The sequence below is a fragment of the Streptomyces sp. C10-9-1 genome, from assembly GCF_024497955.1.
GTDB lineage: Bacteria > Actinomycetota > Actinomycetes > Streptomycetales > Streptomycetaceae > Streptomyces > Streptomyces sanyensis.
This window is the reverse complement of sequence record NZ_JANHKP010000026.1, coordinates 16,920-36,265: the sequence shown is the minus strand read 5'-3', so window position 1 is coordinate 36,265 and position 19,346 is coordinate 16,920. Positions and strand designations below refer to the sequence as shown.

Sequence of the window (19,346 nt, the reverse complement as noted above, 5' to 3'; positions counted from 1 at the left end):
GCCGTCTGCCCGCCAGCAGGCTCCCGTCCTGCCCTCCCGGCTCCTCATCCGCCAAGGAGAGTGCGTCATCAACGCGTCCAGTCCGTCAACGCCGCCGGCTGCCGCCGTGGAACTGCGCGGTATCACCAAGCGCTTCCCCGGCGTGGTCGCCAACCACGACATCGACATCACCGTCCACCGGGGCACCGTGCACGCCCTCGTGGGGGAGAACGGTGCCGGCAAGTCGACTCTGATGAAGATCCTCTACGGCATGCAGAAGCCGGACGAGGGCACCATCACGATCGACGGTGACCAGGTCACCTTCTCCAGCCCCTCCGACGCCATCGCACGCGGCATCGGCATGGTCCACCAGCACTTCATGCTGGCCGACAACCTCACCGTGCTGGAGAACGTCGTCCTCGGTGGCGAGAAGCTGCACGGCATCGGCGCCGCCGCGCGCAGGAAGGTCATGGAGATCTCCGACTCCTACGGCCTCAACGTGCGCCCCGACGTCCTCGTCGAGCACCTCGGCGTCGCGGACCGGCAGCGCGTCGAGATCCTCAAGGTCCTCTACCGGGGCGCCCGCACCCTGATCCTGGACGAGCCCACCGCGGTGCTCGTGCCGCAGGAGGTCGACGCGCTCTTCGCCAACCTGCGCGAGCTCAAGGCCGAGGGCCTCACGGTCATCTTCATCTCGCACAAGCTGGGCGAGGTGCTGTCGGTGGCCGACGAGATCACCGTCATCCGGCGCGGCACCACCGTCGGCACCGCCGACCCGGCCGGGACCACCACCAAGCAGCTCGCGGAGCTCATGGTGGGCAGCGAGCTGCCCACGCCCGAGACCCGCGAGTCCACGGTCACCGATGTGGCCATGCTGACCGTCGACGGCCTCACGCTCACGGTGACCGACCCGGACGGCATCGTCCGCGAGGTCCTCGACTCCGTCGGCTTCACCATCCACAAGGGCGAGGTCATGGGCATCGCCGGCGTGGAGGGCAACGGCCAGACCGAGCTCATCGAGGCCCTGATGGGCCTGCGCGACCCGGACCGCGGTGTGATCACCCTCGACGGCGCCGAGATCTCGCACGCCCCCACCCGGAAGCGGCGCGAGGGCGGCATCGGCTACATCCCCGAGGACCGCCACCGCCACGGCCTCCTGCTGGAGTCCCCGCTGTGGGAGAACCGCATCCTCGGCCACGTCACCGAGGCGCCCAACAGCAAGCACGGCATGCTCGACCCCAAGGCCGCGCGCAAGGACACCGAGCGCATCGTGCGCGAGTACGACGTCCGCACGCCCGGTATCGAGGTCACCGCGGCCTCCCTCTCCGGCGGCAACCAGCAGAAGCTGATCGTCGGCCGGGAGATGAGCCACACGCCCAAGCTGCTGATCGCCGCCCACCCCACCCGCGGTGTGGACGTCGGCGCGCAGGCGCAGATCTGGGACCAGATCCGGGAGGCCCGCCACGAGGGCCTCGCGGTGCTGCTGATCTCCGCCGACCTGGACGAGCTCATCGGGCTCTCCGACACCCTGCGGGTGATGTACCGCGGCCGCCTGGTCGCGGACGCCGACCCCGCCACGATCACCCCCGAGGAGCTGGGCTCGGCCATGACCGGCGCCGCCACCGGACACCTGGAAACCCCCGAGACGCCGCAGCACGGCGCGACGCCCGAGAACGGTGAGGGCCGATGAAGAAGTTCGACAAGGACCGGCTGCTCCTGGGCCTCGCCGGCCCGGTGCTCGCGCTGGTCGTGGCCTTCCTGCTCACCTCGGTGGTGCTGCTGCTCTCCGGACTCAGCGCCATCGAGCCGTACGAGCTGATGTTCCAGCAGCTGGAGTTCACGGACATCCAGGTCCTGATCATCAACCAGACCGGGATCTACTACCTCGCCGCACTCGCGGTCGCGGTGGGCTTCCGGATGAACCTGTTCAACATCGGTGTCGACGGCCAGTACCGCCTCGCGGTCATGCTGGCCGCCGTCGTCGGTGCCGCCGTGGACCTGCCCGGACCGCTGCACATCCTGCTCATCGTGCTGGTCGCGATGTTCGTGGGTGCGATGTGGGCCGGTATCGCGGGTGTGCTCAAGACCACCCGCGGTGTGAGCGAGGTCGTCTCGACCATCATGCTCAACGCCATCGCCACCAGCCTGATCGCCTGGATGATCCTCCCGGCCAACCTGGGCCAGCAGCCTCCCGGCTCCAACCAGCTCAACACGGGCGAGATCCCCGAGTCCGGCTGGTTCCCGGGCCTGCAGCTCGACGGCGGTGAGATCTACGGCTTCACCTTCGTCGCCTTCGCCCTCGGCATCGTGTACTGGTTCACCCTCAACCGCACCCGCTTCGGCTTCGACCTGCGCGCCACCGGCGCCAGCCAGTCCGCCGCCCAGGCGAGCGGTGTCGACGCCAAGCGCATGGTGCTCACCGCCATGCTGATCTCCGGCGCGGTGGCGGGTCTCGCGGGCATGCCGATGCTGCTGGGCCAGACCCACACCTACAGCCTCAGCTTCCCCGTCGGGGTCGGCTTCGTCGGCATCACCATCGCCCTGCTCGGCCGCAACAACCCGGTCGGGATCTTCTTCGCGTCCCTCCTGGTGGCCTTCCTCGACAAGACGGCCGAGGGCCTCGACCTCGCGGGCTACCCCAAGGAGATCGCCCAGATTATGCAGGGCCTGATCGTGATCGCGGTCGTCGTGTCCTACGAGCTCGTCCGCCAGTACGGGCTCCGCCGCCAGCAGCAGAAGGTCGGCGAGGAACTCGCCGCCCAGGCCCGCAAGAACAAGGAGGTGGCGGCGGCATGACCGAGAGCACGAGCACGGTCTCGATGGCAGGCACCGCGCCCACGAAGGGCGGCGGACGCCGCAAGCTGTCCCTGCCGGTCATCCTGCTGATCATCGCCGGTGGTCTGCTGCTGTTCTCCCTGGTCCGCATCCTCAGCGGTGCCAACGACCTCACCTCGGTGGGCCAGGTCTCCGGCGCGCTCCAGCTCGCCGTGCCGATCGGCCTCGCCGGCCTCGGCGGTCTGTGGGCCGAGCGCGCGGGCGTGATCAACATCGGCCTTGAGGGCATGATGATCCTCGGCACCTGGTTCGGCGCCTGGGCGGGCTACCAGTGGGGCCCGTGGACGGGTGTGCTGATGGGCATCGCCGGCGGCGCGCTCGGCGGTCTGCTGCACGCGATCGTCACGGTCACCTTCAAGGTCAACCACATCGTCTCCGGTGTGGCCGTCACCATCCTGGCGACCGGCCTGACGCGCTACCTGTCCAACTTCACCTTCGCGGAGGCCGCGGGCGGGTCCTCCAAGCAGTCCCCGCGCATCGACCGCATCGACCGCATCACCATCCCGGGCCTGTCCGACTGGCTCGGGGAGATCCAGGCCAAGCACTGGTTCTTCGTCTCCGACCTGGCCGGTGTGCTGGGCGGACTGGTCACCAACCTGTCCTGGCTGACCGTGGTCGCGATCCTGCTGGTCCCCGCCACCTGGTGGATCCTGTGGCGGACCTCCTTCGGCCTGCGGCTGCGCTCCTGCGGCGAGAACCCGGTGGCGGCCGAGTCGCTGGGCGTCAACGTCTACAAGTACAAGTACATCGCGGTGATCGTCTCCGGCGGCCTCGCGGGCCTCGGCGGCGCCTTCCTGGCGATCGTGTCCACCGGCATCTACCAGGAGGGCCAGACCGGAGGCCGCGGCTACATCGGCCTCGCCGCGATGATCTTCGGCAACTGGATGCCCGGCGGCATGGCGCTCGGCGCGGGCCTCTTCGGCTTCACCGACAGCCTCAAGCTGCGCGGCGGCGCGGAGAACGTCCACGCGATGCTCCTGCTTCTCGCGATCCTCCTGCTGATCGCCGCGGTCTGGCAGCTCTACAAGAAGAAGTACGTGCCCGCGCTGGTCTCCGCGGTCGTGGCCGGGCTGCTGTACACCTGGTACGCCCTGACCGACGAGCTGCCGAGCCAGTTCGTGGACGCCGCGCCGTACGTGGCCACCCTCCTGGTGCTCGCGCTCTCCGCGCAACGGCTCAGGATGCCCAAGGCCAACGGCATGGCCTATCGCAAGGGCCAGGGCAAGTGACCGAGCCGGCCGTGGACTGGGAGGCCCTGCGGCAGCGGGCGCGCGAGGCGATGTCGCGCGCGTACGCGCCGTACTCGGGCTTCCCGGTCGGGGTCGCCGCCCTCGTGGACGACGGCCGGGTGGTGACCGGCTGCAACGTCGAGAACGCCTCCTACGGGCTCAGCCTGTGCGCGGAGTGCGGGCTGGTGTCGCAGCTGACCGCCACCGGCGGCGGGCGTCTGACGCACTTCGTCTGCGTGGACGGCAGGGGCGAGGCCCTGGTCCCCTGCGGCCGGTGCCGGCAACTGCTGTACGAGTTCGGCGGGCCCGACCTGCTGCTCGACACCCCGGCGGGGATCGTGCCGCTCTCCGGGATGCTCCCGCAGGCCTTCGGCCCCGGGCACCTGGGCTGAGCGGTCCGGCGCCCGCACCGCGCGGGGGCGGATCCCGTCCCCGCGCACCGCGTCACCCCCGGACCGGACCGGTCCGGACCCGCGGCCCTTCCGCTTCGGCGGGAGGGCCGCCCCCTACTCTTGCTCTATGCGCGTAGAGCCACTCTGTGCGCCGAGCCACCTCTGGAGGACATGCCATGGACGTCATCTCCGTCATCCGCACCAAGCGCGACCGGGGCGAGCTGAGCGGCGAGCAGATCGACTGGGTCATCGACGCCTACACCCGCGGTGAGGTCGCCGACGAGCAGATGTCGGCCCTGGCCATGGCCATCCTGCTCAACGGCATGAACCGCACGGAAATCGCCCGCTGGACCGCCGCGATGATCGCCTCCGGCGAGCGGATGGACTTCTCCTCGCTGTCCCGCCCCACCGCCGACAAGCACTCCACCGGGGGCGTCGGCGACAAGATCACCCTGCCGCTCGCCCCGCTGGTCGCCGCCTGCGGCGCCGCCGTCCCGCAGCTGTCGGGGCGGGGCCTCGGCCACACCGGAGGGACCCTGGACAAGCTGGAGTCCATCCCCGGCTGGCGGGCCCTGCTCTCCAACGAGGAGATGCTCTCCGTCCTCGACACCACCGGCGCCGTCATCTGCGCGGCCGGCGACGGCCTCGCCCCGGCGGACAAGAAGCTCTACGCGCTGCGCGACGTCACCGGCACCGTCGAGGCCATCCCGCTGATCGCCTCCTCGATCATGTCCAAGAAGATCGCCGAGGGCACCGGCTCGCTCGTCCTCGACGTCAAGGTCGGCACCGGGGCGTTCATGAAGAACCTCGACGACGCCCGCGAGCTGGCCTCCACCATGGTCGGCCTCGGCACCGACAGCGGGGTGCGCACCGTGGCCCTGCTCACCGACATGTCCACACCGCTCGGCCTCACCGCGGGCAACGCGCTGGAGGTCCGCGAGTCCGTGGAGGTGCTCGCGGGCGGCGGCCCCGCGGACGTCGTGGAGCTGACCCTGGCCCTCGCCCGCGAGATGCTCGACGCCGCGGGGATCAAGGACGCCGACCCGGCCAAGGCCCTGGCCGACGGCTCGGCGATGGACGTCTGGCGGCGCATGATCGCGGCCCAGGGCGGCGACCCGGACGCGGCCCTCCCGGTCGCCCGCGAGCAGCACGTGGTCACGGCGCCGTCCTCCGGTGTGCTGACCCGCCTCGACGCCTACGGCGTGGGCATCGCCGCCTGGCGCCTCGGCGCCGGCCGCGCCCGCAAGGAGGACCCCGTGCAGGCCGGGGCGGGCGTCGAACTGCACGCCAAGCCGGGCGACGCGGTCACCGCGGGGCAGCCCCTGATGACCCTGCACACCGACACGCCCGAGAAGTTCACCTACGCCCTCGACGCGCTGTCCGCCACCTACGACGTGGCGCCCGCGGGCACGGCCCACCGGCCGACCCCGGTGGTGCTGGAGCGCATCGCCTGACCGGAGCGCCACCGCACGGGAAGGGGCCGCCGGACGCCGGCGGCCCCTTCCCGTGTTCCGGTACGCGGTGCCACCGATGAGTCGGGGGCGCCGCGCCGGTCACCCCCCTGTGGATGCCGTACAACCGATCGTCCTGCGGATCACCGGGGTGCTCCGCCCCGCCGACGTGCCCCGCCTGTGCGAGGCCCTGACCGAGGCGCTGCGGACCGGGCACGGTGAGGGCGGGCCCCGCCCGGTGGTGGACGTCGGCCTCCTGACGCGCGCCGATCTGACCGCCGTCGACGCCCTCGCCCGCCTTCAGCTCACCGCCCGCCGCCACGGGACCGCCCTCCGGGTGCGGGGCGGCACCCCGCAGCTGCTCGGGCTCCTGGACCTGGTCGGCCTGGTCGGCCCGGCCGCCGCGGAGCGGACGCGCGAGGAGGGAACACCCCCCGGCCCCACCGCCCGCCCCCCGCCGGGCCGGACCGCACCCCCGCCGTGCCTGCCGCGGCCCCGGTGGCGGGGCCGCCGGTTTCCGGACGACCGCGCGCTCCCGCCGCCCGCGCCGGCCGCCCTACCGCGCAGGCAGGGGTGAGCCGTCCGGGCCGAGGGCGGCCGGCAGGTCGAACAGCGGGAACCAGCGCCCGGTGTCGAGGAAGAAGTCCATGCCCCCCACCGCGCCGCCGCGGAGTTCCAGGACGATCAGCGCCCAGGGCTCGTACCCCTCGCCGTCGGTGCGCCGGTGGTACTGGGCGAACGCGGGAACGCCGTTCGCGACCGTGGGCACCAGGCGCGAGCCCCGGCAGACCTCGCCGACCCCGAGCATCCACCCCACGATGTTCCCGTGACCCTGGAGCCAGAGGTCGTAGGGCGGCATGGACATGGTGGCGTCCTCGTGGAGCAGTGCCGTCAGCGCCTTCATGTCGTAGCCCTCGAAAGCCGCGACATAGCGCTTGAGCAGCTCCTGCTGCTGCTCGTCGAGCGGGTCCGCGGCGTCGGCCTCGCCCGGGCGGCGCTCGGCGAGCGTGGCCCGGGCGCGCTGGAGGGCGCTGTTCACCGACGCGACCGTGGTGTCGAGCAGCTCGGCGACCTCGGCCGCCTTCCAGGCGAGCACCTCGCGCAGGATCAGCACCGCCCGCTGCTTCGGCGGCAGGTGCTGAAGGGCGGCGACGAAGGCCAGCCGGATCGAGTCCCGCTCGACCGCCGCCTCCGCCGGGTCGAGGACCGAGGGGAGCACCCGGCCGTCCGGCACGGGCTCCAGCCAGGTGACCTCCGGGCGGGCGTTCAGCTGCGCCTGGGCGACCGGTGTCGGACCCGTCAGGTCCATCGGACGGGCGCGCTTGTTGCCCGCGTTCAGCATGTCCACGCAGACGTTGGTGGCGATCCGGTAGAGCCAGGAGCGCAGCGAGGAGCGCCCCTCGAACCTGTCGATGCTGCGCCAGGCGCGCACCATGGTGTCCTGCACGGCGTCCTCGGCCTCGAAGGAGGAGCCCAGCATCCGGTAGCAGTAGCCGGTCAGTTCGCGGCGGTGCCGCTCCAGCCCGGCGTCGAGGTCCTGCGTCGTCGCGAGGTCGCTCATCGGTCCACACCCTTGTCACCCGTCGGCACCCGTTCCCCGGAACGTAGCGGAGGGGACTGACAACGGGGCCGCTCCACGGGTCCGGCGCAGGTGCGCACGGCGCCGTCTCCCGCACCGGGTACCAGTATCCCGCCGGGCCGCGGGCGTGCATCCGGGCGCGTCGGGTCCCCGCGGCCCTGCCCGGGGGCGGCCCGTGACCGGGCAGGGCCGGCGGGCGTCAGGCGGCGGCCGTCCGCCGGGCGTGGACCCGCGCCGCGTGCGTGCCCCAGAGGGTGAGCGAGACGACGCCCAGCACCGCCACCAGGCCCAGCGCCACCGTCCCCGTCCAGCCGCCGCCGTGGAACGCGACCGCGCCGAGCGTGCCGCCCGCGCTGCTGCCCAGGTAGTACGCGGACTGGTACAGGGCCGACGCCTGGGCGCGGCCCGTTCGGACGGTGCGGCTGACCGAGGAGGAGGCCACGGCGTGGCCCGCGAAGAACCCGGCGGTGATCAGCACCAGCCCGGCGAGCACCGCCGCCAGGCTGTCGCCGAGCGACAGCAGCAGCCCGGCCGCCGTGGTGGCCACCGCCAGGTACAGCGCCCCGCGCCGCCCGAGCCGGGCCACCAGCTGCCCCGCCGCCGCCGAGGAGGCCGTGCCGACCAGGTACACCAGGAAGACCGAACCGACCACGCCCTGCGGCAGGCTGAACGGCGCTTCCACCAGCCGGTAGCCGATCACCGTGTAGACGGCGCCGAAGACGGTCATGAACAGTGCGCCGATCGCGTACAGGCGCAGCAGCAGCGGGTCCGCCAGGTGTCCCCGGACGGTGCGGGCCAGGGTCCGCGGGTCCAGGGTGCCGGGGGTGAAGCGGCGGGCCCTCGGCAGCAGCCACCGGAAGACCAGCGCGCACACCAGCGCCATCGCCCCGACCGCCGCCAGGGCCACCCGCCAGCCGCCGAACTGCGCGGCCCAGCCGGTGACGATCCGCCCGCTCATGCCGCCGATGCTGTTGCCCGCGACGAACAGGCCGATCGCCGCCACCAGCGCCCGGGGGCGCACCTCCTCCGCGAGGTAGGCCATCGCCGAGGCGGGGAGCCCGGCGAGCGCCGCGCCCTGCACGCCGCGCAGCACCACCAGCCAGGTGAGGTTGGGGGCGAGGGGGACCAGCAGGGCGACCGCCACCGCCACCGCCAGCGAGGCCTTCATCAGGGTGGTGCGCCCGAAGCGCTCGGACAGGGCGCTCATCGGGAGCACGCACAGCGCCAGCGCACCGGTCGCCGCGGACACCGTCCAGCTGGCGGCCCCCGCGGTCACGCCGAACTCGGCGGAGATCGCGGGCAGCAGCGCCTGCGTGGAGTACAGCAGGGCGAAGGCGGCCAGTCCGGCGGCGAAGAGGGCGAGGCTCATCCGGCGGTAGCCGGGGGCGCCGGGGGCCAGGCGCCCGTCGTCGCAGGGGAGTTCGGAGGAGGGGGACGGCGAGGCGGCGCCCGCGGACGCGGACGCCTTGGTACTGGCGGAAGGCATACCCCGAACCTAGGCCGCCGCCTTTCATGCGTCCAATGCATGGAAACGCGATAATCGATCCCATGGTGCATGAACGCAGCTCAGAGAAGTGGCTGTCACACGGCGGTTACGAAGAAGACATCGCGGTGACGCTCACACCGCGGCTCGCGTACTTCGTCGGCGTGGCCCGGCACGAGCATGTGACGCGCGCCGCACAGGAGATGGGAGTCCCCCAGTCGACGCTCTCCCGGGCCATGGTCCGCCTGGAGGAGGACCTGGGCGTGGCGCTGTTCGCCCGCCGCGGCCGCACCGTCGCGCTGACGCCTGCGGGCCGCACCTTCCTCGCCTCCGCAGAGCGTGCGCTGGCCGAGGTGGAGCGGGCCGCCGAGTCCGTCCGCGCCGACGCCGACCCGGGCGCGGGCAAGGTGGCCTTCGGGTTCCTGCACACCATGGGGTCGGAGACCGTGCCCTCGCTCATCAGGGCGTTCCGCGCAGAGCACCCCCGTGTCCGCTTCACCCTGGTGCAGAACTACGGCGAGGCGATGATCGAGCGGCTGCGGGCCGGGGAGCTCGACCTGTGCCTCACCTCACCGGTGCCCGACGCTCCGGACCTGGTGGCCCGCCGGCTCGACGAGCAGCGCCTGCTGCTGGTCGTACCCGACGACCACCGGCTCGCCTCCCGCCGCCGCGTCCGGCTCGCGGAGGCCGCCGAGGAGACCTTCGTGACCCTGGAGCCCGGCTACGGGCTGCGGCGCATCACCGACGACCTGTGCGCCCAGGCCGGTTTCACCCCCCGGGTCGCCTTCGAGGGCGAGGAGGCCGAGACGCTGCGGGGGCTGGTCGCGGCGGGGCTCGGGGTGGCCCTCCTGCCGCCGCCCGCGGTCGCCCGCCCCGGCGTGGTGGAACTGTCCGTGACCGCGCCGAGGGCCGCCCGGGAGATCGGCCTCGCCTGGCTCGACGGCCACCCCGACACACCCCCGGTCGCGGCCTTCAAGCGCTTCCTGCTCTCCCGCCGGGGGGCGCTGCTGTGAGGGGTGCGCCGTGCGGGGCACCGGGGCGGGACCGCCTCAGCGCCCGTGTGTCAGGCGCACCCTTCGCCACGACGGCTGGTCGGCGTTCGTGGTCAGAGGCCCAGGGGCCCGGTCGCGGTGAACTCCTGCCCCTCGGAGTCGGAGAACAGGAGGGTGGGTTCGGCCAGGATGTCGCGGCCGGACTCGCTCCTGTAGATCTCGTCGACGCTGCCGAAGCGGGCCTCGGAGTAGTCGAGGTCCAGCAGCGCGGCGGCCTGCCGCACCGACGCCTCGTCGGGTCCTTCGATCTCCAGGAAGGTGGGGAGGCCGGGCCAGGTGTCGAAGTCGAAGGCGACCTCGCCCAAGCGCCATTCCTCGCGGTAGTTCTCCTGGTAGCGCACCTCGGTGAGGCCGACCCGGCGCAGGATGTCGGCCATCGCGTGCAGGTCGGTGACCTCGGTCTCGATCTCCTTGGTGCCGTCGATCGTCGTGGCGTCGGTGACCTGCTTGAGCGTGAGCGTCGAGCGGGTGCCCTCGTCACGCAGCCGAATCCAGGCCCCGCCGTCCAGGGAGTCGTTCTCGAAGATCTTGCGGGTGAGGAGCGTGCGGGGGAACGCCCGGACGGCGCCGAGGGCGCTCAGCTTGGCCTGGAGGCCAGCGGTGTCGACGGCCAGGAACTTCGCCTCGTACTCGTGCTTCACGGGTCCTGCTCTCAGAAGTGGTCGGTGAGGGATCTCCGGGCTGCAACGAGCAGGCCCATGCGGTGGGTGTGGTCGTGCAGCTGGCCGACGTGGGGCCGCTCGGTGAACTCGGTCGTGCGCAGGGTGAGCAGGACCTCCCAGTCGCAGAGGAAGTGGTGGCGCAGGCGCTCGGGAGAGGTGTAGTGCTCGATCATGTGGTGGCGTCTTTCGACGGGCATCATGAACTCCGCGCCGAACACACCGCCCGGGCGGACCAGGCGCTGCATACGGTCGACGAACTCGGCGAGCGGGCGGTGGTGGTTGGCACTGTAGTGCCACGAGCAGCTCGTCCAGACCGCCCCGCACTGCAGGCCCAGGGGTTCGCCGTCGAGGAAGTCGTCCTCGACGAGCTGTACGCGGTCGTGGAGTTCTTCGAGCTTTAGCCGATCGATCAGGCCCAGCGCGTGTGCCTGGCTGTCACCCGGGAGGTGGACGTCGCCCCCGTGGAGGGCGACCGGGTCGCGTTCGACGGCGACGACGTGGTAGCCGGCGGCGGCGAGGGGCAGGACGAACTTGCCGTCGCTCGCGCCGACAACCGCGACGGTGGCGTCAGGGGCGACGCGTTCCCGCAACGTGGCGAGGAACTGCGGGAAGAAGGTGAGGGTGTGCTCCCACAGGCTCTGTGTCTGCATGGGAGTGCGCTCCTTGCGTATCGGTGTCCGTGATCACGCGGAGGACCTCGTCAGGGCTGCGCCCGGTGGTGTCGACACGGTGCATCGGGAACGAGGCATAGGCGTCCGTCACCTGGTCCGGGACGGTCTCGATCAGTGCGTCCCACCGCGATGCCGACTTGTTCCGCTCACCGAGGCGACGCTGTCGTTCGTCGTCGTCGCAGACGAGGTGGTACGTGACGGGTTTCGGCAGCCAGCTCGGCAGGGTGATACCGAGCCGGGCGCCCAGGGCCCGATGGGTGGCGAGGCACCGGGGGAAGTAGCTCTCGACGACGACCGGGACGCCGGCGTCGAGATGGTGCTGGATCTCTTCGGCCGCGGTGAACAGAGCGGAAAGGTAGAGGCACATCCGCGCCTCGACGTTCGTCCGCTCGTCCACCGCGTGTCTGAGCGGCTGGTAGAGGGGCGGGACGGTTGCGACGAGGACGGCCTGTCGGGCGGCGGCGAGCATCGGCGCCAGGGTTGACTTACCGGTGCCGCGTAATCCCTCCAGGCTCTCGAAACGCGGGTGATCAGGCACGGCCGTACACCACGCCCGGCACCGCGAGAGTGAGCTCGTCGGCGGACGATGGCTTGTGGACGATGCGTCCTGCCGCCTTCTCGTACCAGAAGGCGTGCGCGTCCTTGCCCACGGCCTTGCAGGACATGGTCAGCGCACCGCGTGGGTCGGCCTCGATACGGTCGATCTCGCGAGGACCGCCGGACGGTGCGCACACCTGCGGGGCGCCGTGCTCGGAGAGGTCCTCGTCGACGATCACCTCCAGGGGCAGGTCGGCCGCGGCGAGCTCTTCGCGCAACCGGCCGTAGGCGGAGGGGGCGGTGACCAGCAGCTCGGGGTGGTCGGCGGCGTTGCCGACCGCCCGCAGGTGGTGGAGCTTGAGTTGCCGGACCCCGAGCTGCGCCAAGACGCTTGCGAGAGGGAGGACCTCGTCGATGTTCCGCGAGGTGACGGTCATGGTCGCGCCCGTCGGAACGCCGAGGTCCCGCGCAAGACTGAGCGAGTTCAGGGCGCTCTGGTAACTGCCCTGCCTGCGGATGCCGTCGTTGGTCGATCCGATGCCCTCCAGCGAGACCCTGAGCAGGTCCAAGTGCGGAGCGATCTCGGTCAGGCGGCGCTCGATCCGGTACCCGTTGGTGCAGATCTCGACGCGCTGGCCCAGCTCCTCCTTGGCGTGGCGGAGGACCTGCGCGAGGTCCCGGTGGACGAACGGCTCTCCGCCGAGCAGGGTCACGGCCTCCGTGCCGTACTCGTCCCGCATCAGAGTGAGGAGGCCCGCGGCTTCCTCGGCGGTGAACGCGTCGGCGTACTGGAGCCGCTTGCCGTGGAAGCAGTGCAGGCACGTGAAGTTGCAGCGGTAGAGCAGCTGCAGGTACAGCATTCGGATCTTCCTGATCCCGGTGACTTCCCCGATCACATCGGCTCCTTCGGCCGGCTGCCTGTTGGGAGCCCGATAGTGGCCTTCTGCCCGGGGACCTCGTCACCCCGTTCGGGGACGGTCCGAGGACGTCCCGGGACGTTTTCAGTGCCCTGCGAAGGACTCCAGGATGCTGAGGACGCGCTTCGTGTCCGACAGGTCGGGCAGGACGTCGGCAGCGCCGGCGGCGGTCAGTTCCTCCGGAGTGTGGATGCCGGAGGCGACGGCGAGGATCCCGGAGCCCGTGGTCAGAGCCGCTTCCACGTCGCGCGGGGTGTCGCCCACGAGGACGGTGGTGACGTCGGCCGAAACACCGCGAAGTCGCTGCGCGCGCTCGCGGGCGACAGCGACCAGATGGGGACGGAGTTCGGCGTCCGCTCCGTAGGCGCCCACTGTCAGGTCCAGCAGCGATTCGAGGCCGAACGCGGACAGCTTCACAAGGGCGTTGGCGGCGATGTTGCCGGTGAGGACGGAGGAGATCCAATCGCCCTGAGCGGAGGCGGCCTTCAGCGCCTCATGGACACCGGGCAGGGCTGTCCCGCGCCTGCGCAGCTCCTCCAGGCGCGCTTCCCCCGCCTGGGCGAGCGCGGTCTCGATGACGTGCCAGTCGGGTACGGGCAGCCCTTCGCGGACGAACACGTCATGCATGATCAGTCGATCGGTACGTCCCTCGGTGCGCGCGGGCTCGGTGGGCTCGCGTCCCGAGAGGGCGGCGAAGGCAGCGGCGTAGATCTCCTTGCTCACCCCTGCGTTCTCGATGAGGGTGTGGTCGATGTCCCACAGGACGAAGAGCTCCATGGCGCCAGAGTAGGCAGTCGGCGGTGTTGCGCTTCTGGGACTGCGTCCCAGAACGTCCTTGCGCGATCACGTGCTGTGCCGATTCGATGGCTGCTGTGAACGACCGACTGCGCACTGTCCTCGGCCAACGCGGCGTCTCGCCCGACTCGCTTGCCGAGGTCTGCGAAGTAGATCCCAAGACGGTCGGCCGGTGGCTGGGCGGGCGCATTCCTCATGCCCGGCACCGCTTCCGCGTCGCGCGGCACCTCCGCGTGGAAGAGACCTTCCTCTGGCCCGAGCCGTCCAAGCACCCCGGCCGCCCGCGGGACGGGTTGGGCACCGAACTGGTCGGCACCTACCAGAACAGGGCCAGCGTGCCCCGGGACGTCTGGCTCGCGCTGCTGCGGGAGGTCCGGCACGAGATCGGCATCCTCGTCTTCTCCGGCACCTTCTTCGCCCAGTCCAACCCCCACGTCGCCAGGATGCTCTCCGAACGTGCCGCCGAGGGAGTGAGGGTGCGTCTGTGCTTCGGCGACCCGGAGGGGCAGGCAGTCGCCATCCGGGGCCGTGAGGAGGGAATCGGCGACACCCTCGCCGCCAAGATCCGCGCCTCACTGACGTACTACCGGCCCCTGCTGGGCGAGGCCGGGTGCACCGTACGGCTCCACGACACCACCCTCTACACGTCCATGTTCCGCTACGACGACAACCTGCTCGTCAACCCCCACATCTGGGGCCAACCGGCCAGCGCCAACCCTCTCCTCCACCTCAAGAGGGCAGACGGCACCGGGTGGTTCGACAACTACGCTCAGAGCTTCGACGCCGTCTGGGCCGCCGCGCGGCCATGGGCACCCGACCAGGAGAGGACCGCCGACCATGGGCAGGACTGAGTACTACAACGACCCCACCGCCCCGAAGGCGAACACCCTCATTCCGGCGAGCAACCTTCTCGTCGTCGACGAGACCGGCGCCGTCCTCCTCCAGCGCCGCCGCGACACCGGCCAGTGGGCGCTCCCCGGCGGAGCCCAGGACATCGGCGAGACCGCGGCCGAGTGCGCGGTGCGCGAGTGCCTGGAGGAGACCGGGATCATCGCGGAGCTCACCGGGTTTCTCGGTGTCTACACCAACCCGAAACACATCGTCGCGTACACCGACGGCGAGATCCGCCAGCAGTACGAGAACACCTACATCGGCCGGCCCGTCGGCGGAGTGCCCACGATCAACGAGGAAGCCGACGGCGTCCGCTTCGTCCAGCCGGCCGACCTCGACCTGTACGACATCCACCCGAGCATGCGCCAGCAGATCGGGGACTACCTCGCCGGCGCCTACCCCTACCTCGGCTGAGCCGCCAAGACGGCTTCCACCCGCTCCACGGAGGCAAAGATCTCCGGAGCCGCCCGGCGGATGAACCGCCCGACCGCGCTGTCGTCCCCGTAGCGGCCGAGGATTTCCGCGACACGTTCCTCCGCGGTGGTCCGACCGCCGTCAGGTGTGGTCGTCATGTCGCAGTACACGAGCGCGTCCACCATCAAAGGCCCCTCCGGTAGCGGGAACTCGGTGACGAGGTCGTCTCGCAGTCCGCGCTCCTCGGCCTCCAGGAGCGCGAAGGAGTGGTGCGCGACAAGCCGGGTCAGGCTCGTGTCCGCCCCGTGGTCGTCGCGAAGAAACCTCGCCCCGTCCAGCGGGTGGAAGCCTGTGGAAGCCAGGCGGGGTGCGTAGCCGACGTCGTGGAGCATCGCGGCCGCAACCAGGAGATCCGCCTCCCCGCCCACGATCCGTCGGATCTCCGTCGCTCGGGAGGCGACACCCCGGCAATGCGCCCACCGTCGTGGGAGTGCGTCGGCGAGTTCGGCTGCGGCGACCTGTGTGGCCCAACGCGTCACATCGTTCATGGTCCCTTGAATGCCCTGTCGGCACCCCCGCCAGTCGTTCGGACCATGCCCTGAGATGTCCGTCCCCCGTAGCCTGGAAGGGCGGCCGCCCATGGCTCGCCGCGCCGAGGCGGGCCCGGCCCTCCTTCGGATGCGGAATGCTCCGGGGCCCTGTGGAGGCGCGGAACCGGCCCGGACGGCCCCCGCCTCGCGGCGTACCTCAGCGCCCCCCGCCGAACCCCGCGGCCAGCGGCATGCGCAGCCCCAGCGGGGGCGGTGCCGCCAGGGCGTCGGCGACGGGCCGGGCGTAGTGGCGGCCGAACAGGGAGCCGAGGACGAAGTCCGCGGTCAGTGCCAGGACCTCGTCCTGGTACTGCCGCAGCGCGTGCCCGTCCGCGTGCACCTCGAAGCGGCAGATGTCCCGGTGGGACTTCTTCGCCCGGGCCGCCAGCCGGTAGGACAGCTCCGGGTCCGTGGCGCGGTCCCTGGTCCCGTGCACGATCAGCACCAGGCGCCCGGCCAGCTGCGCCACCGGCTCGGGCGGCGCCGCCCGGTCCTCCTCGGGCAGCCAGGGCGCCAGTGCCACCACGGAGGCCACCGCCGGGTGCCCGGCGGCCCGCAGGGCGGCCCGTGCGCCCATGCCGTGCCCCACGAGGCACACCGGGATGTCGCCGTAGCGGCGGACCGCCTCCTCGGCGGCCCAGGCGGCGTCCGCCGCGAGGTGGGCGTCCACGCCGTTCCACCCGCGGGTGCGGTAGCGCACCCGGTGCACCAGCAGGCCCTCGGAGCCGCCCGCACGGGCCAGGGTGCGGCCGAGCGGGAGCAGTGCCGCGTAGGACAGGGGGGATGCCGGGCGGTCCGACACCGGCTCGCCGTCCGGCAGCAGCAGGACCACCCCGCCCACGGGGACGTCGCGCGCCGGGGCGGGCCCGGTGGGGGAGGGGGCGCCGAGGCGGCGGCCCGTGAGGTCGCCCAGGCGCGCCTGCCGCGGTGGGCGGCCGTCCTGCGGCATCGGTCCGACCGTCGTGTCACTGCGGGGGGACGTCCGTCCGCCCGGTCCGGCCTGTCGCCCCCACCACCGGGGCAGTGCGCGGTGTGCCATGGGCCAACAGTCTCAGAAGGCGAGGTGTACGCCACCCGTACGCACGGTCACTGTTACGTATCGACGCTGGGCGCTCTACGCGCGTAGGAGGTAGAGTGCGCCAATGACGAGCCAGACCCTTGAATCCCCCTCCGTGGACCAGATCCGCCGCGCACCCAAGGTGCTGCTCCACGACCACCTCGACGGCGGTCTGCGACCGGGCACGATCATCGAGCTCGCCCGGGAGAACGGCTACGAGTCCCTGCCGGAGACCGAGCCCGACAAGCTGGGCATCTGGTTCCGGGAGGCCGCCGACTCGGGCTCGCTGCCGCGCTACCTGGAGACCTTCGCGCACACCTGCGCCGTCATGCAGACCCGCGAGGCGCTGTTCCGGGTGGCCGCCGAGTGCGCCGAGGACCTGGCCGAGGACGGCGTCGTCTACGCCGAGATCCGCTACGCCCCCGAGCAGCACCTGGAGGGCGGGCTGACGCTTGAGGAAGTGGTGGAGGCCGTCAACGAGGGCTTCCGCGAGGGCGAGCGGCGCGCCCGGGAGAGCGGCCACCGCATCCGCGTCGGCGCACTGCTGACGGCGATGCGCCACGCCGCCCGGGCCCTGGAGATCGCCGAGCTGGCCAACCGCTACCGGGACACCGGGGTCGTGGGCTTCGACATCGCGGGTGCCGAGGCGGGCTTCCCTCCCACCCGCCACCTGGACGCCTTCGAGTACCTCAAGCGCGAGAACAACCACTTCACCATCCACGCGGGCGAGGCCTTCGGCCTGCCGTCCATCTGGCAGGCGCTCCAGTGGTGCGGCGCCGACCGGCTGGGCCACGGCGTGCGGATCATCGACGACATCGAGGTCGCCGAGGACGGCTCGGTGAAGCTGGGCCGCCTCGCCTCCTACGTGCGCGACAAGCGCGTCCCCCTGGAGATGTGCCCGACGTCCAACCTCCAGACGGGGGCCGCCGACTCCTACCGGAACCACCCCATCGGCCTGCTGCGCCGCCTGCACTTCCGCCTGACCGTCAACACGGACAACCGGCTGATGAGCGGCACCAGCATGAGCCGTGAGTTCGAGCTGCTGACCGAGGCGTTCGGATACACGCTCGACGACATGCAGTGGTTCACCGTCAATGCCATGAAGTCGGCGTTCATTCCTTTCGATGAACGCCTGGCGATGATCAACGACGTGATCAAGCCCGGTTACGCCGAACTCAGGTCGGAGTGGCTCTTCCGCCAGACCTCCACGACCGGGAACTGAGGGCCCGGCCCCGCGTCGGGCCCGCCTACACCGAAGCGGCCCGAGCCGTCAAGCTCCGGCCGCTTCGCGGTGTTTGCGGGCCCTGTGCGAGGCTGACTAGCTTGCGGAGCCGCTCATGTTCCCCTCCGCAAGGATGCGTCTTTGATGAAGCAGTCCGCCAAGACCCTCGGCACCGCCGCACTCGGCGCCGCGTTCGCCGCTGCCGCCGCCGGTACCGCCTCCGCCGCGCCCTCCCTGACCGACGCCACCGGGCTGCTGGGCCAGGTCTCGCAGGTCGCCCCGGTCCAGGAAGCCGCCACCTCCCTCCCCTCCGGGGCCCCGCAGGCCCTCGCGGGCGGGCAGTCCGCGGTGACGGGCGCGGCCTCCACCCTGCCGGGCGCCGTGCAGGAGGCGGCCGGCGAGACCCTGTCCTCCGAGGACGCCGCGGCCCCCGTCACCGGGCTGCTGGGCGGCCTGCAGACCGGCGAGCTGGGCGGCGGCCTGCTGCCGGGCGGCCTCACCGGCTGAGCGGGCCGGTACCCCCGCCGCGGCCGGCCCCGGCGCGGTCCGGCACCGGGCGGCCCACCCGCACCACGCGGAAACGCGCGGGGCGCACACCTCTCGAAGGGTGTGCGCCCCGCGCTGCGTTTCCACGGCCCACGCCGGGCCGCCCGGTCCCCGCCCGCCGGAGGGCGGGCGCGGTCACCAGGCGGCGGCCTTCTTGTCCTCGGAGGGCAGCAGCACCCACAGCGCGAGGTAGAGCAGGAACTGCGGTCCCGGGAGCAGGCAGGAGACCAGGAAGATGATGCGCATCGTCGTCGCGGAGAGGCCGAAGCGCCGGGCCAGCCCCGCGCACACTCCGGCGATCATGCGACCTTCGCTGGGACGGGTCAGTGCGGCCATCGTGGGACTCCTAGATCGAGGTGGCCGGGAGCCTTTCCGGTGAGCTCCCGATGTTCTCCAGCTTCCCGCAGGGAAACGGACGAAGCGTCGCTCCAGGGGGCGATCCCGACCCTGGGAATCGTCGGGGTCGGACCCTGGGACTCCTCGTACCCGGGGAGGGGCTCCCGCTCGGCGTCCCGGCCGGGGCGGACGGCGCCCCCTCGGGCGCGCGGCCCCCGGTGGCCCGGGCCGCGCCGCAGCCGGGCCCGGGCCGCCGGGACCACCACGGCGTGGGCGAGCGCGACCCCGAGGGTGTTCAGCAGCAGCGAGTCGACGTCGACCACCCGGCCGGGCACCCCGGTCTGCAGCAGTTCGATACCCAGCGACACCAGGGCCCCCGCGGCGACCGTGCGGACCAGGGAGCCCCAGGAGGAGACGGCGAGCCGGCCCCCGGCCATCGGCAGCAGCACACCGAGCGGGGCCAGGAGCAGCAGGCCCTCGCCCAGGTAGCGGAGGCCCTCGGACGGTCCGGAGGCCAGAGCGGCCCCGATACCGGCGAAGGGCTCCAGGTTCGGGGCGGTCACCCACAGCACGTCGCGCGGACGGAGGGTGAGCCAGCCGACGAGCAGCAGATGGAGGAGGAGGAGCACGAGCCCCGCCGTGCGGAAGCGGATGGCGGCGCTGCCGCCGAAACCTTGACGCTGCACGTCCCTCAAGACGTCTGCCCTC

At 72.0% G+C, this 19,346-nt stretch carries 21 protein-coding genes and 1 pseudogene; 11 read left to right on the top strand and 11 right to left on the bottom strand.

The features are described 5' to 3' along the window. The first annotated feature begins 67 nt into the window (after positions 1-67). The 6 genes from NPS70_RS27885 to NPS70_RS28820 all read left to right on the top strand — a co-directional run bounded on the left by NPS70_RS27885 (position 68) and on the right by NPS70_RS28820 (position 6,463). Positions 68-1,669 carry an ABC transporter ATP-binding protein gene (locus tag NPS70_RS27885; protein WP_308315061.1) on the top strand — a complete coding sequence of 534 codons (1,602 nt, stop codon included), beginning with the start codon at positions 68-70 and terminating at the stop codon, positions 1,667-1,669. Continuing rightward, on the top strand, positions 1,666-2,775 hold the full coding sequence (locus NPS70_RS27880) for an ABC transporter permease (RefSeq protein ID WP_256527235.1): 1,110 nt from the start codon (positions 1,666-1,668) through the stop codon (positions 2,773-2,775). The genes NPS70_RS27885 and NPS70_RS27880 overlap by 4 nt, the downstream gene beginning before the upstream one ends. Further along, entirely contained in the window at positions 2,772-4,043 is a 1,272-nt protein-coding gene (locus NPS70_RS27875; RefSeq protein WP_256527234.1) for an ABC transporter permease, read from the top strand. The genes NPS70_RS27880 and NPS70_RS27875 overlap by 4 nt, the downstream gene beginning before the upstream one ends. Continuing rightward, positions 4,040-4,435, top strand: coding sequence for a cytidine deaminase (locus NPS70_RS27870; protein ID WP_256527233.1), 396 nt, complete (start codon positions 4,040-4,042; stop codon positions 4,433-4,435). The genes NPS70_RS27875 and NPS70_RS27870 overlap by 4 nt, the downstream gene beginning before the upstream one ends. A gap of 176 nt (positions 4,436-4,611) precedes the next feature. Further along, the gene (locus tag NPS70_RS27865) at positions 4,612-5,889 is read left to right on the top strand and encodes a thymidine phosphorylase (protein ID WP_256527232.1); all 1,278 of its coding nucleotides are present in this window, start codon (positions 4,612-4,614) and stop codon (positions 5,887-5,889) included. A 109-nt stretch (positions 5,890-5,998) separates the two neighbouring features. Continuing rightward, the gene (locus NPS70_RS28820; protein WP_308315059.1) at positions 5,999-6,463 is read left to right on the top strand and encodes an STAS domain-containing protein; all 465 of its coding nucleotides are present in this window, start codon (positions 5,999-6,001) and stop codon (positions 6,461-6,463) included. Here the strand turns inward: NPS70_RS28820 and NPS70_RS27855 are convergent. Beyond that, entirely contained in the window at positions 6,443-7,447 is a 1,005-nt protein-coding gene (locus NPS70_RS27855) for a sigma-70 family RNA polymerase sigma factor (RefSeq protein WP_256527231.1), read from the bottom strand. The two genes, NPS70_RS28820 and NPS70_RS27855, sit on opposite strands and share 21 nt — an antisense overlap. A gap of 217 nt (positions 7,448-7,664) precedes the next feature. After that, the gene (locus NPS70_RS27850; RefSeq protein ID WP_256527230.1) at positions 7,665-8,951 is read right to left on the bottom strand and encodes an MFS transporter; all 1,287 of its coding nucleotides are present in this window, start codon (positions 8,949-8,951) and stop codon (positions 7,665-7,667) included. 62 nt (positions 8,952-9,013) lie between these two features. On the opposite strand from NPS70_RS27850, the gene NPS70_RS27845 reads away from it, so the two are divergent. Beyond that, a complete protein-coding gene (locus tag NPS70_RS27845; protein WP_256527229.1) occupies positions 9,014-9,961 on the top strand; it encodes a LysR family transcriptional regulator in 948 nt (315 codons plus the stop codon). A 92-nt stretch (positions 9,962-10,053) separates the two neighbouring features. Here the strand turns inward: NPS70_RS27845 and NPS70_RS27840 are convergent, their stop codons facing one another. From NPS70_RS27840 to NPS70_RS27820, 5 genes are all read right to left on the bottom strand, one after another. Then, positions 10,054-10,641, bottom strand: a complete 588-nt coding sequence (locus tag NPS70_RS27840; RefSeq protein WP_256527228.1) for a class IV adenylate cyclase — start codon at positions 10,639-10,641, stop codon at positions 10,054-10,056. 11 nt (positions 10,642-10,652) lie between these two features. Continuing rightward, complete coding sequence (locus tag NPS70_RS27835) at positions 10,653-11,312, bottom strand: bifunctional 2-polyprenyl-6-hydroxyphenol methylase/3-demethylubiquinol 3-O-methyltransferase UbiG (RefSeq protein ID WP_256527227.1); 660 nt, start codon at positions 11,310-11,312, stop codon at positions 10,653-10,655. Beyond that, positions 11,230-11,802: a hypothetical protein gene (locus tag NPS70_RS27830; RefSeq protein ID WP_256527226.1), complete on the bottom strand. Its 573-nt coding sequence runs from the start codon at positions 11,800-11,802 to the stop codon at positions 11,230-11,232. Before NPS70_RS27830 ends, NPS70_RS27835 begins: the two co-directional genes overlap by 83 nt. Positions 11,803-11,863: 61 nt before the next feature. Further along, complete coding sequence (locus tag NPS70_RS27825) at positions 11,864-12,766, bottom strand: radical SAM protein (RefSeq protein ID WP_308315057.1); 903 nt, start codon at positions 12,764-12,766, stop codon at positions 11,864-11,866. Between the two features lie 105 nt (positions 12,767-12,871). Further along, positions 12,872-13,564, bottom strand: coding sequence for an HAD family hydrolase (locus NPS70_RS27820; protein ID WP_256527224.1), 693 nt, complete (start codon positions 13,562-13,564; stop codon positions 12,872-12,874). Positions 13,565-13,659: 95 nt separating this feature from the next. Here NPS70_RS27820 and NPS70_RS27815 point away from each other — a divergent pair, with 95 nt between their 5' ends. Together NPS70_RS27815 and NPS70_RS27810 are read left to right on the top strand one after the other, a co-directional pair. Further along, complete coding sequence (locus tag NPS70_RS27815; protein ID WP_256527223.1) at positions 13,660-14,433, top strand: helix-turn-helix domain-containing protein; 774 nt, start codon at positions 13,660-13,662, stop codon at positions 14,431-14,433. Then, the gene (locus tag NPS70_RS27810) at positions 14,420-14,887 is read left to right on the top strand and encodes an NUDIX hydrolase (RefSeq protein ID WP_256527222.1); all 468 of its coding nucleotides are present in this window, start codon (positions 14,420-14,422) and stop codon (positions 14,885-14,887) included. Before NPS70_RS27815 ends, NPS70_RS27810 begins: the two co-directional genes overlap by 14 nt. Here NPS70_RS27810 and NPS70_RS27805 read toward each other — a convergent pair. Beyond that, on the bottom strand, positions 14,875-15,435 hold the full coding sequence (locus NPS70_RS27805) for an HD domain-containing protein (RefSeq protein WP_256527221.1): 561 nt from the start codon (positions 15,433-15,435) through the stop codon (positions 14,875-14,877). The genes NPS70_RS27810 and NPS70_RS27805 overlap by 13 nt on opposite strands. A 199-nt stretch (positions 15,436-15,634) precedes the next feature. Continuing rightward, positions 15,635-16,426, bottom strand: coding sequence for an alpha/beta hydrolase (locus tag NPS70_RS27800; protein WP_256527220.1), 792 nt, complete (start codon positions 16,424-16,426; stop codon positions 15,635-15,637). A 193-nt stretch (positions 16,427-16,619) separates the two neighbouring features. Between NPS70_RS27800 and NPS70_RS27795 the strand changes: the two genes are divergently transcribed. After that, entirely contained in the window at positions 16,620-17,756 is a 1,137-nt protein-coding gene (locus tag NPS70_RS27795; protein ID WP_256527219.1) for an adenosine deaminase, read from the top strand. A gap of 144 nt (positions 17,757-17,900) precedes the next feature. Continuing rightward, entirely contained in the window at positions 17,901-18,263 is a 363-nt protein-coding gene (locus NPS70_RS27790) for an ATP-binding protein (RefSeq protein ID WP_256527218.1), read from the top strand. A gap of 174 nt (positions 18,264-18,437) precedes the next feature. Here NPS70_RS27790 and NPS70_RS27785 read toward each other — a convergent pair whose 3' ends face one another. Then, entirely contained in the window at positions 18,438-18,638 is a 201-nt protein-coding gene (locus NPS70_RS27785) for a PspC domain-containing protein (protein WP_256527217.1), read from the bottom strand. A gap of 95 nt (positions 18,639-18,733) precedes the next feature. Continuing rightward, positions 18,734-19,324: pseudogene (locus NPS70_RS27780) on the bottom strand (VanZ family protein); the annotation flags it as partial. Positions 19,325-19,346 lie beyond the last annotated feature (22 nt).

Coding starts and splice junctions, on each gene's coding strand:
- NPS70_RS27880 (WP_256527235.1), top strand. CDS start 1,666: ATGAAGAAGTTCGACAAGGACCGGCTGCTCCTGGGCCTCGCCGGCCCG.
- NPS70_RS27875 (WP_256527234.1), top strand. CDS start 2,772: ATGACCGAGAGCACGAGCACGGTCTCGATGGCAGGCACCGCGCCCACG.
- NPS70_RS27865 (WP_256527232.1), top strand. CDS start 4,612: ATGGACGTCATCTCCGTCATCCGCACCAAGCGCGACCGGGGCGAGCTG.
- NPS70_RS27855 (WP_256527231.1), bottom strand. CDS start 7,447: ATGAGCGACCTCGCGACGACGCAGGACCTCGACGCCGGGCTGGAGCGG.
- NPS70_RS27850 (WP_256527230.1), bottom strand. CDS start 8,951: ATGCCTTCCGCCAGTACCAAGGCGTCCGCGTCCGCGGGCGCCGCCTCG.
- NPS70_RS27845 (WP_256527229.1), top strand. CDS start 9,014: ATGGTGCATGAACGCAGCTCAGAGAAGTGGCTGTCACACGGCGGTTAC.
- NPS70_RS27835 (WP_256527227.1), bottom strand. CDS start 11,312: ATGCAGACACAGAGCCTGTGGGAGCACACCCTCACCTTCTTCCCGCAG.
- NPS70_RS27830 (WP_256527226.1), bottom strand. CDS start 11,802: ATGCTCGCCGCCGCCCGACAGGCCGTCCTCGTCGCAACCGTCCCGCCC.
- NPS70_RS27820 (WP_256527224.1), bottom strand. CDS start 13,564: ATGGAGCTCTTCGTCCTGTGGGACATCGACCACACCCTCATCGAGAAC.
- NPS70_RS27810 (WP_256527222.1), top strand. CDS start 14,420: ATGGGCAGGACTGAGTACTACAACGACCCCACCGCCCCGAAGGCGAAC.
- NPS70_RS27805 (WP_256527221.1), bottom strand. CDS start 15,435: ATGAACGATGTGACGCGTTGGGCCACACAGGTCGCCGCAGCCGAACTC.
- NPS70_RS27800 (WP_256527220.1), bottom strand. CDS start 16,426: ATGCCGCAGGACGGCCGCCCACCGCGGCAGGCGCGCCTGGGCGACCTC.
- NPS70_RS27795 (WP_256527219.1), top strand. CDS start 16,620: ATGACGAGCCAGACCCTTGAATCCCCCTCCGTGGACCAGATCCGCCGC.
- NPS70_RS27790 (WP_256527218.1), top strand. CDS start 17,901: ATGAAGCAGTCCGCCAAGACCCTCGGCACCGCCGCACTCGGCGCCGCG.
- NPS70_RS27785 (WP_256527217.1), bottom strand. CDS start 18,638: ATGGCCGCACTGACCCGTCCCAGCGAAGGTCGCATGATCGCCGGAGTG.